The organism is Arthrobacter sp. SO3 (assembly GCF_020532825.1).
Lineage (GTDB): Bacteria > Actinomycetota > Actinomycetes > Actinomycetales > Micrococcaceae > Arthrobacter.
Genome location: NZ_MQTS01000094.1, coordinates 30,166 through 45,290, shown reverse-complemented (window position 1 = coordinate 45,290; position 15,125 = coordinate 30,166). Strand labels below are relative to the sequence as shown.

At 67.0% G+C, this 15,125-nt stretch carries 16 protein-coding genes; 10 read left to right on the top strand and 6 right to left on the bottom strand.

Translation table 11 applies throughout. The features are described 5' to 3' along the window. Window positions 1-15 precede the first annotated feature (15 nt). Together BJQ90_RS09695 and purU are read right to left on the bottom strand one after the other, a co-directional pair. Window positions 16-429, bottom strand: coding sequence for a class I SAM-dependent methyltransferase (locus BJQ90_RS09695; RefSeq protein ID WP_226760072.1), 414 nt, complete (start codon window positions 427-429; stop codon window positions 16-18). 61 nt (window positions 430-490) lie between these two features. After that, window positions 491-1,351: a formyltetrahydrofolate deformylase gene (gene purU / locus BJQ90_RS09690; protein WP_226760071.1), complete on the bottom strand. Its 861-nt coding sequence runs from the start codon at window positions 1,349-1,351 to the stop codon at window positions 491-493. 318 nt (window positions 1,352-1,669) lie between these two features. On the opposite strand from purU, the gene glyA reads away from it, so the two are divergent. The 10 genes from glyA to BJQ90_RS09640 all read left to right on the top strand — a co-directional run bounded on the left by glyA (window position 1,670) and on the right by BJQ90_RS09640 (window position 11,242). Further along, window positions 1,670-2,971 (top strand): serine hydroxymethyltransferase, encoded by a 1,302-nt coding sequence (gene glyA, locus BJQ90_RS09685; protein WP_319004622.1) that lies wholly within the window; start codon window positions 1,670-1,672, stop codon window positions 2,969-2,971. 3 nt (window positions 2,972-2,974) lie between these two features. Beyond that, complete coding sequence (locus BJQ90_RS09680; RefSeq protein ID WP_226760070.1) at window positions 2,975-3,907, top strand: bifunctional methylenetetrahydrofolate dehydrogenase/methenyltetrahydrofolate cyclohydrolase; 933 nt, start codon at window positions 2,975-2,977, stop codon at window positions 3,905-3,907. A gap of 203 nt (window positions 3,908-4,110) precedes the next feature. Next, entirely contained in the window at window positions 4,111-5,061 is a 951-nt protein-coding gene (locus BJQ90_RS09675; RefSeq protein WP_226760069.1) for an ABC transporter ATP-binding protein, read from the top strand. Window positions 5,062-5,101: 40 nt separating this feature from the next. After that, window positions 5,102-5,956, top strand: a complete 855-nt coding sequence (locus tag BJQ90_RS09670; RefSeq protein ID WP_226760077.1) for an ABC transporter permease — start codon at window positions 5,102-5,104, stop codon at window positions 5,954-5,956. Further along, the gene (locus BJQ90_RS09665; protein ID WP_226760068.1) at window positions 5,953-6,786 is read left to right on the top strand and encodes an ABC transporter permease; all 834 of its coding nucleotides are present in this window, start codon (window positions 5,953-5,955) and stop codon (window positions 6,784-6,786) included. The genes BJQ90_RS09670 and BJQ90_RS09665 overlap by 4 nt, the downstream gene beginning before the upstream one ends. Window positions 6,787-6,899: 113 nt before the next feature. Beyond that, window positions 6,900-7,472, top strand: a complete 573-nt coding sequence (locus tag BJQ90_RS09660; protein WP_226760067.1) for a hypothetical protein — start codon at window positions 6,900-6,902, stop codon at window positions 7,470-7,472. A 10-nt stretch (window positions 7,473-7,482) separates the two neighbouring features. Beyond that, entirely contained in the window at window positions 7,483-8,316 is an 834-nt protein-coding gene (locus BJQ90_RS09655) for an exodeoxyribonuclease III (RefSeq protein ID WP_226760066.1), read from the top strand. 17 nt (window positions 8,317-8,333) lie between these two features. After that, on the top strand, window positions 8,334-9,467 hold the full coding sequence (trpS, locus tag BJQ90_RS09650) for a tryptophan--tRNA ligase (protein ID WP_226760065.1): 1,134 nt from the start codon (window positions 8,334-8,336) through the stop codon (window positions 9,465-9,467). 4 nt (window positions 9,468-9,471) lie between these two features. Beyond that, window positions 9,472-10,131 (top strand): 2'-5' RNA ligase family protein, encoded by a 660-nt coding sequence (locus tag BJQ90_RS09645; RefSeq protein ID WP_226760064.1) that lies wholly within the window; start codon window positions 9,472-9,474, stop codon window positions 10,129-10,131. After that, window positions 10,076-11,242 (top strand): YihY/virulence factor BrkB family protein, encoded by a 1,167-nt coding sequence (locus tag BJQ90_RS09640; RefSeq protein WP_226760063.1) that lies wholly within the window; start codon window positions 10,076-10,078, stop codon window positions 11,240-11,242. The genes BJQ90_RS09645 and BJQ90_RS09640 overlap by 56 nt, the downstream gene beginning before the upstream one ends. Here BJQ90_RS09640 and BJQ90_RS09635 read toward each other — a convergent pair. From BJQ90_RS09635 to BJQ90_RS09620, 4 genes are all read right to left on the bottom strand, one after another. Continuing rightward, window positions 11,199-11,969 carry an alpha/beta hydrolase family protein gene (locus tag BJQ90_RS09635; protein ID WP_226760062.1) on the bottom strand — a complete coding sequence of 257 codons (771 nt, stop codon included), beginning with the start codon at window positions 11,967-11,969 and terminating at the stop codon, window positions 11,199-11,201. The two genes, BJQ90_RS09640 and BJQ90_RS09635, sit on opposite strands and share 44 nt — an antisense overlap. A 98-nt stretch (window positions 11,970-12,067) precedes the next feature. Then, window positions 12,068-12,850, bottom strand: a complete 783-nt coding sequence (locus tag BJQ90_RS09630; RefSeq protein ID WP_024365819.1) for a succinate dehydrogenase iron-sulfur subunit — start codon at window positions 12,848-12,850, stop codon at window positions 12,068-12,070. A 1-nt stretch (window position 12,851) separates the two neighbouring features. Next, window positions 12,852-14,660 carry a succinate dehydrogenase flavoprotein subunit gene (sdhA, locus tag BJQ90_RS09625; protein WP_226760061.1) on the bottom strand — a complete coding sequence of 603 codons (1,809 nt, stop codon included), beginning with the start codon at window positions 14,658-14,660 and terminating at the stop codon, window positions 12,852-12,854. Between the two features lie 127 nt (window positions 14,661-14,787). After that, window positions 14,788-15,125: succinate dehydrogenase hydrophobic membrane anchor subunit (locus tag BJQ90_RS09620; RefSeq protein WP_226760060.1), on the bottom strand; the 338-nt coding region annotated here is incomplete at its 5' end.

Below are 15,125 nucleotides of genomic sequence, written 5' to 3'. Positions count from 1 at the left end.
GATGACGGATGGGGGTCACGCGGGGGAGCGGAGCACCGTGACGCCTGCGCCCCGTTCGGGCTGGCGGTCTTCGGGGAGGACGACGGCGATCGGCGCCCCGGGCGCGGCCACCCGCTCCAGTTCCTGGACGACGCCGGGCCAGTCCGCCGGGGGCAGTCCCGCGAGGGCGTCCACCGCCCACACCGAAGGGAACACCGAATCGGCGAAGGGCAGGGCGGGGGCCGCCGCGACCGAGGCTTCCAGGCCCCGGGCCCGCGCCGCATGGATGTTCTCCTCGGACGGGTCGACGCCGGTAAAGTGAATGCCGGACTGCACGAAGCGCAGTCCGTCCGCACCCTGGCCGCAGTCCAGGCCCAGCACGCCCCTGCGGCCCTCCGCTTTGAGCAGGGCGACGAACTCGGTCAGCGGGTCTTCCGGGGAAAGTGCCATACCACTATTCAATGACCGCCGTCAGTTGAAAACAACCGGGCTCAGTTGAAGACAACGGGTCTCAGTTGAAAACAACCGTCCGGTTCCCGTCCAGCAGGACCCGGTGCTCGGCATGCCACTGCACCGCCTGGGCCAGGGTGCGGCCCTCCACGTCGCGGCCCATCTGGACGAACTGCTCGGCCGTGCGCCGGTGGTCCACCCGGATGACTTCCTGCTCGATGATCGGGCCCTCGTCCAGGGCAGCGGTCACATAGTGCGCGGTGGCGCCGATGAGCTTCACGCCGCGGGCGTGCGCCTGATGGTAGGGCTTGGCGCCCTTGAAGGAGGGCAGGAAGGAGTGGTGGATATTGATGGCCTTGCCGGTCAGCTCCTGGCACAGCTCGTTGGAAATGATCTGCATGTAGCGGGCCAGGACCGTCAGCTCGACGTCGTGCTCGGCCATCAGCGCCCGCAGTTCATCCTCGGCCTGGATCTTGGAGTCCGGGGTGACCGGGATGTAGTGGAACGGAATGCCATAGAACTCGGCCAGGCCCGCCAGGTCCCGGTGGTTGGACACGATGGCCGGGATCTCGATCGGCAGGGTGCCGGAGCGCTGCAGGAACAACAGGTCATTGAGGCAGTGCGCGGAGGTGCTGGCCATCAACAGGGTGCGGACCTTGCGGCCGGCCGGGTTGAGGCTCCACTGCATGCCGAAGGCCTGGGCCACGGGTTCGAGGGCGGCCTGAAGCTCGAAAGTCGAGGCCGCCGTCGTGGCCTCGACGCGCATAAAGAACGTCCCGGTACTTTGGCTGCCGTACTGCTGCGAGTCCGTAATATTGCAGCCCGCAACGAGCAGGGCGCCCGCGACGGCGTGCACGATTCCGGGGCGGTCCGGGCAGGAAAAGGTCAGGATGTAGGAAGCAGTCAGCTGTTCGTCAGTCACGAAGACAGCCTACCCGCGGGTACGCGCAGGCTGGGGCCGGGCCGCCGGCCTGGGGTACTCTGGAGCAGTCGCAACTGGCGTTGGGTGGCTAACCACCAGGGAGCGGCACTCACGAAGACCACGGATCGTACGCCTGGGCCGAGGGTCATGTTTGTCCGGTTGGCAGCGCCCGCTGCCGGCCCGCGTCGGCATCCCACCCCGGGTGCCGGTGCCCTTGTCGCGTCCCCGGTTTCGGCGGGCCGTAATCTAGGGGCGCCGCCGCGGGCCAGCCGGTAACCTGACCTTAAGCAGTGCCCGTTGCCTAGCCAGGAGTTCCCCGTGACCACCTCCCTTAGCCTTTCTTCCGCCGCCGTGAGCAACCAGCCGCTGGCCGAACTTGACCCCGAAATCGCCGCCGTCCTTGCCCAGGAGCTGGGCCGCCAGCGCGGCACCCTGGAAATGATCGCCTCCGAAAACTTCGCCCCGCGCGCAGTCATGGAAGCCCAGGGCTCGGTCCTGACCAACAAGTACGCCGAGGGCTACCCGGGCCGCCGCTACTACGGCGGCTGCGAGTACGTCGACATCGCCGAGCAGCTCGCCATCGACCGGGTCAAGGAGCTCTTCGGAGCCGAATACGCCAACGTCCAGCCGCACTCCGGCGCCCAGGCCAACGCCGCGGCGCTCTCCGCGATGATCACCCCGGGCGACAAGATCCTCGGCCTGTCCCTGGCCCATGGCGGCCACCTGACCCACGGCATGAAGCTCAATTTTTCCGGCAAGCTCTACCAGGTCGCCGCGTACCAGGTCGAGGAAGACAACTTCCGCATCGACATGGACAAGCTGCGTGCCCAGGCCATCGCCGAGAAGCCCCAGGTCATCATCGCCGGCTGGTCCGCCTACCCGCGCCACCTGGACTTCGCCGCCTTCCGCTCGATCGCCGACGAGGTCGGGGCACTCCTCTGGACGGACATGGCGCACTTCGCCGGTCTCGTGGCCGCCGGACTGCATCCCAGCCCGGTCCCGCACTCCGACGTCGTCACCTCCACCGTGCACAAGACCCTCGCCGGCCCCCGCTCCGGTGTGATCCTGGCCAAGAAGGAATGGGCCAAGAAGATCAACTCCAACGTCTTCCCGGGCCAGCAGGGCGGACCGCTGATGCACGTCATCGCCGCCAAGGCCGTCGCGTTCAAGATCGCCGGCACCGAGGAATTCAAGGAGCGCCAGGAGCGCGTCCTGGAAGGCGCCCGGATCATCGCCGACCGCCTGAACCAGGCCGATGTGTCCGACGCCGGCGTCTCCGTCCTCACCGGCGGCACCGACGTGCACCTGGTCCTGGTGGACCTGCGCAACTCCCAGCTCGACGGCCAGCAGGCGGAAGACCTCCTGCACTCGGTCGGAATCACTGTCAACCGGAATGCCGTGCCGTTCGACCCGCGCCCGCCGATGGTCACCTCCGGCCTGCGCATCGGCACCCCGGCCCTGGCCACCCGCGGCTTCGGCGCCGAGGAGTTCACCGAGGTCGCCGAGATCATCGCGACCGCGCTGAAGGCAGGGTCCGCGACGGACCTCGAGGCGCTCCAGTCCCGTGTGGACAAGCTCGCCGCGGACTTCCCGCTGTACCCGCAGCACGAGAAGTGGTAGGCCATGACTTCCGCTGAGACTGCACAAACGGCTGACACCGCACAGATCCTCGACGGCCGGGCCACCGCCGCGGCGATCAAGGCCGAACTGACCGAACGCGTCGCCGTCCTCAAATCCAAAGGCATCGTCCCGGGCCTCGGCACCATCCTGGTCGGCTCCGATCCGGGCAGCACCTGGTACGTCGGCGGCAAGCACAAGGACTGCGCCGAGGTGGGCATCACCTCGATCCGCCGCGACCTGCCGGAGGACACCACACAGGAGGAGCTCCTGGCCGTGGTCCGGGAGCTGAACGAGAACCCGGAATGCACCGGCTACATCGTCCAGCTCCCGCTGCCCAAGCACATCGACCAAGACGTCATCCTGGAGGCCATGGACCCCGACAAGGACGCCGACGGCCTGCACCCGATGAACCTCGGCCGGCTGGTGGCCAACGTCAGCGGCCCGATGAAGTCCCCGCTGCCGTGCACCCCCAAGGGCTGCGTGGAGCTCCTCACCCGGCACGGCATCAGCCTCAACGGCAAACGCGTGCTGGTGGTGGGCCGGGGGGTCACCATCGGCCGGCCGGTGGGACTGCTGCTGACCCGCAAGGACGTCAACGCCACGGTCATCCTGGCCCACACCGGAACCGTGGACCTGCCGGCCGAACTGCGGCAGGCCGACGTCGTGATCGCCGCGGCCGGCCAGCCGCACATGATCAAGGCCGGCGACCTCAAGCCGGGCGCCATCGTCCTCGACGTCGGCGTCAGCCGCGTCGATGACGGCTCCGGCAAGGCCGTGGTCACCGGGGACGTGGACCCGGCAGCGGCCGGCGTCGCCGCCTGGCTGTCCCCGAACCCCGGGGGAGTCGGTCCGATGACCCGCGCCATGCTGCTGGCCAACGTGGTGGAAACCGCGGAACGCCACTGGGCCGAGGCGGGCACCTCCGGCGCCGCCTGAGTCTCCGGACGCAAGGGCGCACCTCCGTTGCGGGGTGCGCCCTTGCGGTTTTAAGCCCCGGACAGCTTTAGTTCCCGGACAGCGCGGAATGGCAAACGTCCGGATTTTTTACGAAAAGACTCTTTCATAGTTCGCCGGTTTCCACTACCGTGATTCGGGTGCCTGAACTCGACTCGAAAGAATCCTCCCTCAAGGAAGCTCACGTGAGCAGCCCCGCTGAAACCGGCCCGCCGCAGTATGTGATCACTGCCGAGAACCTGACGAAGCGCTATGGCGACGTGGCCGCGGTCGACGGGATCTCCTTCTCCGTCCCCGCCGGTGAGGCATTTGGCCTGCTCGGCCCCAACGGCGCCGGCAAATCCACCACCATGAAAATGATCGGCGCGGTGTCCCAGCGCACGTCCGGAAGCCTCAGCATCATGGGCCTGGACCCGGACCTGAACGGGCCGGAAGTCCGGGCGCACCTGGGCGTGGTCCCGCAGCAGGACAACCTGGACGAGGAACTGAAGGTTCGGGACAACCTGCTGGTCTACGGCCGCTACTTCGGCCTGCCGATGAGCTACCTCAGGCCCAAAGCCGACGAGCTGCTGGAGTTCGCGCAGCTCACCGACAAGGCGAAATCCAAGGTGGACGCGCTGTCCGGCGGCATGAAGCGCCGGCTCACGATCGCGCGCTCCCTCATCAACGAACCCCGGATCCTGCTCCTGGACGAACCCACCACCGGGCTGGACCCGCAGGCGAGGCACATTCTCTGGGACCGGCTGTTCCGGCTCAAGGAGCAGGGCGTCACCCTGATCCTCACCACCCACTACATGGACGAGGCCGAGCAGCTCTGCGACCGCCTGATCGTGGTGGACAAGGGCAGGATCATGGCCGAGGGATCACCCGCGAACCTGATCCGCGAGTACTCCACCCGCGAGGTCCTCGAGCTGCGCTTCGGCTCGGAACGCAACGCATCCATCGGCGCCGAACTGGAGGGCATCGGCGAACGGGTGGAAACCCTGCCCGACCGCGTCCTGATCTACGCCCACGACGGCGAGGCAGCCCTCGAGGAGGTCTCCGGCCGCGGGCTGCGCCCGGTGACCTCGCTGGTGCGCCGGTCCTCGCTCGAGGACGTCTTCCTGCGCCTGACCGGCAGGAGCCTCGTTGACTAGGAAAGCGGCAGCAGCCGGGAAGGCGGCGGCACCCGGGGCGGTGTCCGAGGCGCCAGGCCCGACGGCGGCTCCCGCCCTGCGCGCCCATTCCCCGGAGGTCTCGGCGGCCCGGGCCAGGCGCTGGGGCTCGCTCTACTTCGCCGAACACGTGCTCCGGGTGATGAAGAGCTACAGCTGGACCATCGTGATGTACGGCGTCGGGCAGCCGGTCGCCTATCTCTTCGCCATGGGGGTGGGCCTGGCGACGCTGGTCGACACCGGCCGCGGGGCCATCTTCGGCGGGGTCAGCTACCTGACCTTCATCGCGCCGGCGCTGCTGATCTCGGCCGCGGTCATGTCCGCGGCGAGCGAGTTCACCTTCCCGATCATGGACGGATTCAAGTGGCGCCGGGTCTATTACGGGCCGCACGCCTCGCCGTTGACGCCCCAGCAGATCGCGCTCGGTCAGGTCATCGCCGTCACGGTGCGCTTCCTGCTGCAGTCCGCGATCTACTTCGGGGTGGTGGCGCTGTTCGGAGCGGCGCCGAGCCCCTGGGGCTGGGTGTCGATCCTGGTCGCCACCCTCGCCGGGCTGTCCTTCGGGCTGCCCCTGATGGCCTATGCCGCCTCGATCACGCAGGACAAAGGCCAGTTCGCCATGGTCATGCGGTTCCTCGTGATGCCGCTGTTCCTGTTTTCCGGCACGTTCTTCCCGCTGGACACCCTGCCGCTGACGGTGCGCTGGATCGGCTGGATCTCCCCGATCTGGCACGGCACCGAGCTGGGCAGGGTCTTCAGCTACGGCTACCAGGAGGCCCCGCTGCTGACCGTTGCGCACGTCGTGTTCCTGCTGGCCCTCGCGGTGCTCGGCTGGCTCCTGACCAAACGCCAGTTCATCAAGAGGATGGCCGGATGAGCGCCGGCACCACCAGCCACAGCGACACCGAGGCTGCGCGCAACCGGAAGTTCGGGCCGCTGTACTCCCGGAACGTCCGCGCCGTCGTCGCCCGCGGGCTGATGGCCACCAGGAGCAGCAACTGGATGGTCATGCTCTCGGGCTTCTTCGAGCCCGTGCTGTACCTGATCGCGATGGGCGTCGGTCTGGGCGCCATCGTCGGTACGGTGCAGGGGCCCGGCGGCGGGGAAATTTCCTACGCCGCCTATATCGCCCCGGCCCTGCTGGCCGTGTCCGCGATGAACGGTGCCGTCTACGACTCCACCTGGAACGTCTTCTTCAAGATGAACTTCTCCAAGCTGTACCAGGGCATGCTCTACACCTCGCTGGGCCCGCTGGATGTCGCGATGGGGGAGATCTTCCTGGCCTTGCTGCGCGGCCTGATGTACGCCACCGGCTTCACCGCCGTGATGGGCCTCATGGGCCTGCTCACCACGCCGTGGGCCATCCTGATGATCCCGGCTGCGGTGCTGATCGCCTTCGGTTTTGCCAGTTTCGGCATGGGCATCACCAGCTTCATGAAGACGTTCCAGCAGATGGACTGGATCAACTTCATAATGCTGCCGATGTTCCTGTTCAGCGCCACCTTCTACCCGCTCAGCGTCTATCCGGAGTACATCCAGTGGTTCATCCAGGCGATGCCGCTGTGGCACGGCGTGGACTTGCTCCGGCAGATCAGCGTGGGAGCCTTCAGCCCGGCGACCGCCATCCACGTCGGCTACTACCTCGTGATGATCGCCCTCGGCATGCTGCTGACCACCGGCCGGCTCCGCAAGCTGTTCCTCAAATAGTGCCGGAAGCGGCCGTCCGGCCCCGGCGCGTTTGCCCCGGAACGTTCGCCCCGGAGCGTTCGCCCCGGGTGGAAGCGGGCAGGCGCGCCGCCAGGGTTTGCGATAATAGGCTCATGCAACCTCTGGGCAACTCCGCGTCTTCCAAGCCGTCCGCGTACAACACCGCCACGGGCAAGTTCTCCATGTTCCGCATCAGCGGACCGGGAATGATGGTGTTCATCATCGCCTTCGTCGTCGCGGTCCTCTTTGCTGCGAACCAGAACGACGTTGTGGGCTGGATCGTGGCGATCATCGCGGGCTTCTGGCTGGCTCTGGCCGCCTTCGTGGTCTTCAGCATCCAGAAGGCGGCCAGGAAGGCCGGTGCAAAGCTCACCGAAGCGCAGAACGCATTCAACGCGGCGGCCGGCCGGGCGCCGGCGTCGGGCAGTGTGGACCATGGCAGCACGCGTCTTATGGAGGTCCGCCGTGAAGCGGACGAGGTCCGGGACCTGAAGCTTGACCACTCGTTCAAGATCGTGCAGGTGCAGGTCCGCGTCGTCGAACAGGAACGGGCGAAGGGCACCGCCTCGGACCAGGAGACGATCCGCAGGGCGCTCGAGACCATCGAGATCACCGCCACCAACGCACGGGACATGATCAAGTCCGCCGGCGGCGACGAGCCCGTCTCCGGAACCATTGTCGACTAGAGTGGATCGGGTGAGTTCGGCATTGAAGAAGGACAACCTTCGCATCGCATCAGTCAACGTCAATGGCCTTCGTGCCGCCTACAAGAAGGGCATGGCGGAATGGCTTGAGCCGCGCGAAGTGGACATCCTCTGCCTGCAGGAAGTCCGCGCGCCTGACGCGATCGTCCATGAGCTGCTCGGCGAGGGCTGGTACATCCTGCACGCTGAAGCCGAGGCCAAGGGCCGCGCCGGCGTCGCCATCGCTTCCCGTACCGAACCGCTGCAGACCCGGGTGGGCATCGGCGACGACTACTTCGCCACCGCCGGCCGCTGGGTCGAAGCCGACTACAGCGTCCGCAACGCCGAGGGCGAAGCCTCCCAGCTCACCGTCGTGAGCGCCTACGTGCACTCCGGGGAGGCAGGCACCCCGAAGCAGGACGACAAGTTCCGTTTCCTCGATGTAATGGCCAGCCGGCTTCCCGAGCTGACCAAACACAGCGACCATGCCCTGGTGGTAGGCGACCTAAACGTTGGCCACACGGAACTGGACATCAGGAACTGGAAGGGCAACGTCAAGCGTGCCGGCTTCCTGCCCGAGGAGCGTGCGTATTTTGACCGCTTCTTCGGCGAGGACATCGGCTGGAAGGATGTTCACCGGGGCCTGGCGGGTAACGTCGACGGACCCTACACCTGGTGGTCGCAACGTGGACAGGCCTTCGACAACGACACCGGCTGGCGCATTGATTACCAGATGGCCACGCCCGCTCTCGCTGCAGCCGCAGTGTCAGCCGTTGTAGACCGGGCACCGTCCTGGGACACACGCTTCTCCGACCACGCCCCGCTGGTAGTGGACTACCGGCTCTAGTCTTAAGGCCCCCACGAATGACCTCTTCTTCCACTGTGACCCCCGTGACCGACGACGCCGCCGGATCTCCCGCCGCCGAAACCGTCACAGCCGCCGCCCCGGCCGTCCCCGGCTCTGCTGTCCCTCTGGGGGTCCGCCAGCGCGTGCTCTCCGGCATGCAGCCCTCCGCGGATTCCCTGCACCTGGGCAACTACCTCGGCGCCCTGGTGAACTGGGTCCGGATGCAGGACGAGTACGACGCGATCTTCTTCATCCCGGACCTGCACGCGATCACCGTTCCGCAGGACCCGGCCGAACTGGCCCACCGCACCCGGGTCACCGCCGCGCAGTACATCGCCGGCGGCGTCGACGTGGACAAGTGCACACTTTTCGTCCAGTCCCAGGTGCCCGAGCACGCCCAGCTGGCCTGGGTCCTTAACTGCATCACCGGCTTCGGCGAGGCCTCCCGGATGACCCAGTTCAAGGACAAGGCCTCCCGGCACGGCTCGGAGCAGGCCAGCGTCGGCCTCTTTACCTATCCGGTGCTGCAGGCGGCGGACATCCTCCTCTACCAGCCCCACGGTGTGCCGGTGGGCGAGGACCAGCGCCAGCACGTGGAACTCAGCCGCGACCTGGCCCAGCGGTTCAACAGCCGCTTCGGTGAGACCTTCAATGTTCCGGCGCCCTTCATCCAGAAGGAATCGGCGAAGATTTACGACCTGCAGAACCCCACCGCGAAGATGTCCAAGTCGGCGGAATCACCGGCGGGCCTGATCAACCTCCTGGACGATCCCAAGGTCATCGCCAAGCGGATCAAATCCGCGGTCACGGACGCGGAGACGGAGATCCGTTTCGACCGCGAGGCCAAACCGGGGGTCTCCAACCTGCTGACCATCTACTCGGCCATCACCGGGCAGAGTGTCGAGGCCCTCGTCGCCGCCTACCAGGGCAAAATGTACGGCCACCTCAAGGTCGACCTCGCCGAGGTCGTGGCGGAGCGGCTCACCCCCATCCGGAACCGGGCCAACGAGCTGCTGAACGACCCTGCGGAACTTGACCGGCTGCTGGCCCTCGGCGCCGACAAGGCCCGCGAGATCGCCTCGGTCACCCTGCGGGACGTCTACGCCAAGGTGGGTTTCCTGCCCTACGCCGGAACCCACGGGGCCCGCTAGGCCAATGTCCTCCGTCAGCAAAGTCACCGCTAACGAGCCAAAACGCACCACTGCGCGTGCCGTCAGCAGCGCCGGCCAGGAAGCCCATCCGGAGAACGGACAGCGCAGCGACGGCGTCAGCATCGGCGTGATCCTGGGGTTCCCGGACGAGATCGCCGAGGAGCTCCAGCGCTGGCGCGCCTCCTTCGGCGACCCGATGGCGGCCGTCATCCCGGCGCACATCACGCTCGTGACAACCACCATGACCCAGGACTGGGAAGCAACCCGCAACCACGTGCGTGAAGTCGCGAGCAAACAGGAGCCCTTCAACGTGACCATCGCCGGCACCGGATCCTTCCGGCCGGTGTCCCCGGTGGTCTTCCTCAACGTTGAAGACGGCTTCGGTGACTGTGTCAGCCTGCACCAGCAGCTCCAGACCGGACCCTTGGAGCGGGAACTGCCGTTTGCCTACCATCCGCACGTCACCGTCGCGCACGACGTCGCCCCGGAAAGCCTGGATGAGGCCGAAACGGTGCTCAAGGATTACCGGGCCACGTTCCCGGTGGCTAGCATGGGACTTTACGAGCACGACGACAACGGAATTTGGCAGCTACGGGAAGAGCTTGACTTTGGGACCGAACCTGACGACGACGGGGGCCAGGACGGTGCAGCAGGCGCCCACTGAGCCGCCGCTTCCCACCGAACTGGCCCGGCTGAAACTGGAAGTCATCCGGAAACGGGTTGAATGGGGAAAGGTCCGGCGCTCCGGCGGCGGCCGGATGGCGTCGCTGATGGCGATGGTGCCGTGGCTGCTGGCCCGGGCCAACACCCTCCGTCCGCTCCGCGCCTTCCAGCACTACAACCTCCAGCACGGCCCCCTGATGAGTGCCGGCATCGGGTTCAGGATGTTCTTCTCCATCACGGGCCTGCTGGCCACCGGCCTTTCCCTGGCCGGTCTTGTCCTCAGCGGACAGCCGGCCCTGCTGGACCAAATCATCCGGAGCGTGGCCAAGGCCGCGCCCGGCCTCCTCCAGGTCGACGGCGGCGAGGGGCTGGTTGATCCCTATCAGCTGCTGAACCCTTCCAGCCTTGGCTGGGCTGCCGTGATCGCCGCCGCGGTGACTGTCTTCACGGCCCTGGGCTGGATCAGCGGCATCCGCGACGGGGTGCGGGGCATGATGCGCCTGGGCCCGCGGGGGATGAACCCGGTCCTGCAGATACTGCGCGACACCGGCACGCTCCTGCTGCTTGGCGCGGCCCTGGTGGTCAGCGCGGCCGCCTCCCTGGTGTTCGGCACGGCGGCCGGGTGGGTGACCGAGAAGCTGAGCCTGGATCCGCTGCTGGCCGGTCCGCTGACGACGTCGGTCACGATCATGGTGCCGCTGCTGCTCGGCTGGGGCACCGCCCTGATCATGTTCCGGGTGGCCGCGGGGCTGAAGCTGGCCCGCCGCTCGCTCCTGGAAGGGACCCTCCTTGCCGCGGTGGGCACCACCGTGCTGCAGATCTTCAGCACCCAGCTGCTGGCCAGTGCCGGACGGAACCCCATCCTGGCACCCTTCGCCATCATCATCGGCCTGCTGATCTGGTTCAACCTGGTCAGCCAGGTGTACCTGGTCTGCGCCTCGTGGGTGGCGATCCGCGAGGAGGACCTCAACCGGGAGCCGGGCAACAAAAAGACCGGCTGGGGCGCCCGCCAGGTCCAGCCGGGAAAGACCCCGGTCGACGCCGGCGAGATCCGTCCCCCGGCCGCTGCTACGCGGTGGCGTCGAGGTACTGGTCGGCCAACGCCGAAATAATCTTCGCGGCACGGGCGGCCTGGCCCTTGGCGGTCAGCAGGTGGTCGCCGCCCTCCAGGGACACGAAGCTGCGCGGATGCCGTGCGGTCTGGAAGATGGTACTGGCGTTCTCGATGCCCACGGTGTTGTCGGTGGGGGAGTGCAGCACCAGGAGCGGCTTTCCCAGCCGCCGGATGCAGTCCGTGAGGTCGGCGTTCTCCAGGTCCTCCACGAAGTGCCGGCGGATCTCCACCCGTTTGCCGCCCAGATCCACTTCGGCGCTGCCCTCGCTGAGGATCCGGTCCAGGGCCGCGTCAAAGACGTGGGCCACATGTTTGGGCGAGAACGGGGCCCCCACGGTGGCGACGGCGTCGAGCTCCGGGATCTGCCGCGCGGCCGAGAGCACCGCGGCCCCGCCGAAGGAATGACCCACCAGCAGCGAGACCGGCCGGCCTGAGCCGCGCATGAATTCGGCCGCCTTCACGGTGTCCGCGACCTTGTGGCTGAAGGAGCCCTCCGACCAAAGCCCGGCGGATTCGCCGAGCCCCAGGTTGTCGAAGCGGAGCATGCCCACCCCGTTGTCCGCCAGCGCCTTGCACATCCTTGAGGCCGAGGGGCTGTCCTTGCCCAGCGTGAAGCCGTGCGAGAACACCCCCCAGCCTTTCACCGGCCCCTCCGGCACGTCGACGATGCCGGAGAGCAGTTCGCCGGTGGAACCCTGGAAGGAGACTTTTTCGGAGCGGGACACGTGGGCCCTTTCGTTCAGCGGTAAGACGACGACGGCGCCCCCACCTGGAAGGTGAGAGGCGCCGTCGTCGTGGTGACCGGTTCTTGGTCCTTGGTTTCTTAGATCTTGCGGGACAGGATGGCCTGCTTGACCTCGGCAATGGCCTGCGTGACCTGGATGCCGCGGGGGCATGCCTCGGTGCAGTTGAAGGTGGTGCGGCAGCGCCACACGCCTTCCTTGTCGTTGAGGATCTCCAGGCGCATGTCGCCCGCGTCATCACGGGAATCGAAGATGAAGCGGTGCGCGTTGACGATTGCCGCCGGGCCGAAGTACTGGCCGTCGGTCCAGAACACCGGGCAGGACGAGGTGCACGCGGCGCAGAGGATGCACTTGGTGGTGTCGTCGAAACGCTCCCGGTCCTCGGCGGACTGCAGGCGTTCCTTCGTGGGCTCGTGGCCCCGGTTGATCAAAAAGGGCATGACCTCGCGGAAGGACTGGAAGAACGGTTCCATGTCCACGATCAGGTCCTTCTCCACCGGCAGGCCCTTGATCGGCTCGACGGTGATGGGCTTGGACGTGTCCAGGTCCTTCAGCAGGGTCTTGCAGGCGAGGCGGTTGCGGCCGTTGATGCGCATGGCATCGGAGCCGCAGACGCCGTGGGCACAGGACCGGCGGAAGGAGACGCTGCCGTCGATCTCCCACTTGATTTTGTGCAGGGCGTCCAGGACACGGTCCGTGCCGTACATAGTCACGTGGAAATCGTCCCAGGTGGACTCGTCGGAGACCTCCGGGTTGTAGCGGCGCACCCGCAGGTGGACGTCGAAGGACGGGATGTCCCCGCCGCCCCCGATGTGCGCCGGCAGTTCGATCTTGGAGGCTGGCTCAGCAAGTTCAGCGGTCATCTTAGTACTTCCTCACCATCGGCTCGTAGCGCGTAAAGACCACCGGTTTGGTGGCAAGCCGGATGCCGGCTGTTGTTTCTGCGGTCCCCGCAGTGCCGTCCGCCGGAGCGTGCTCATCCTTGTACGCCATGGAGTGCTTCATGAATTTTTCGTCGTCGCGCTCGGGGAAGTCCTCGCGGAAGTGTCCGCCGCGGGATTCCTCGCGGTGCAGGGCCGCCACGGTCATGACCTTGGCGAGCTCCAGCAGGAAGCCCAGTTCCACGGCCTCGAGCAGGTCCAGGTTGAAGCGCTTGCCCTTGTCCTGGACGCTGATGCGCTGGTACCGCTCCTCGAAGGACGCGATGTCGGTCAGGACCTGGTTCAGGGTATCGGCGGTGCGGAACACCTGCATGTTGGCATCCATCGTGTCCTGCAGTTCCTTGCGGATCGCAGCGACCTTCTCGGTGCCGTCAGAGGTGCGGACGTGGTCCAGCAGGTCCAGCGTGTAGGCCTCCGGGTCAACGGGGAGGTCCACGAACTCCGCGGTCTTGGCGTACTCCGCGGCGGCAATGCCGGCGCGCTTGCCGAAGACGTTGATGTCCAGGAGCGAGTTGGTGCCCAGCCGGTTGGAACCGTGCACGGAGACGCAGGCGACCTCACCGGCGGCGTAGAGGCCCGGGACTACGGTGTCGTTGTCCTGGAGCACCTGGGCGGTGATGTTGGTGGGGATGCCGCCCATGGCGTAGTGCGCCGTCGGGAAGACCGGGACCGGCTCCGTGTACGGCTCGACCCCGAGGTAGGTGCGGGCGAACTCGGTGATGTCCGGCAGCTTGGCGTCGATGTGCGCGGGCTCGAGGTGCGTCAGGTCCAGGAGGACGTAGTCCTTGTTCGGGCCGCAGCCGCGCCCTTCACGGACTTCGTTGGCCATGGAGCGGGCCACGATGTCGCGGGGGGCGAGGTCCTTGATGGTCGGGGCGTAGCGCTCCATGAAGCGCTCACCCTCGGAGTTGCGCAGGATCGCTCCTTCGCCGCGGGCGGCCTCGGAGAGGAGGATGCCCAGGCCGGCGAGGCCTGTCGGGTGGAACTGGTAGAACTCCATGTCCTCCAGCGGGATGCCGCGGCGGAACGCGATGCCCATGCCGTCACCGGTCAGGGTGTGGGCGTTGGAGGTGGTCTTGAAGACCTTGCCCGCGCCGCCGGTGGCGAACACCACGGACTTGGCCTGGAAGACGTGCAGTTCGCCGGAGGCGAGGTCGTAGGAGACGACGCCGGCGACGCGCTTCTGCTTGTACGTGGTGCCGTCCTCGCGGACAGCGTCCTCTTCGACGGTCAGCAGGTCCAGCACGTAGTACTCGTTGTAGAACTCCACGTTGTGCTTGACGCAGTTTTGGTAGAGGGTCTGCAGGATCATGTGGCCGGTGCGGTCTGCGGCGTAGCAGGCGCGGCGGACCGGGGCCTTGCCGTGGTCGCGGGTGTGGCCGCCGAAACGGCGCTGGTCAATGCGCCCCTCGGGCGTGCGGTTGAACGGCAGGCCCATCTTTTCCAGGTCCAGGACGGCGTCGATCGCTTCCTTCGCCATGACCTCGGCGGCGTCCTGGTCAACCAGGTAGTCGCCGCCCTTGATGGTGTCGAAGGTGTGCCACTCCCAGTTGTCTTCCTCGACGTTGGCCAGAGCCGCACACATGCCGCCCTGCGCCGCGCCGGTGTGGGAGCGGGTGGGGTACAGCTTGGTCAGTACTGCTGTTTTGGCGCGCTGACCTGATTCGATCGCCGCGCGCATCCCGGCGCCACCGGCACCGACGATGACGACGTCGTACTTATGGACCTGCATACCAGACGCTCTTTCTCTCAAAATTCGCTAACAACACCGGCCGGCGGAGCCAGCCCGGTGAAACCTCGTGGAAATCCGGTGCCTGCCCCGGGCAGGCACCGGATCGGTTGCCGCTGGGGCCGCGCCGCTATGGGGAGGGGCAGAAGCCGCCGGGCAGCTGGACACCGTTGACCACAGGGCACGGGTCAAAGGTGAAGATGACCATGGTGCCCAGGATGATGATGACGGTGGTGGCCGCGTAGAGCACGATCTTCAGCCACAGACGCGTGGCGTCCTTTTCGGCGTAGTCGTTGATGATGGTGCGCACACCGTTGGTTCCGTGCAGCATGGCGAGCCACAGCATGGCCAGGTCCCACACCTGCCAGAACGGGTCCGCCCACTTGCCGGCCACGAAGCCGAAGTCGATCGCGTGGATGCCTTCGCCGACCAGCAGGTTCACGGTCAGGTGTCCGAAGATCAGGACGA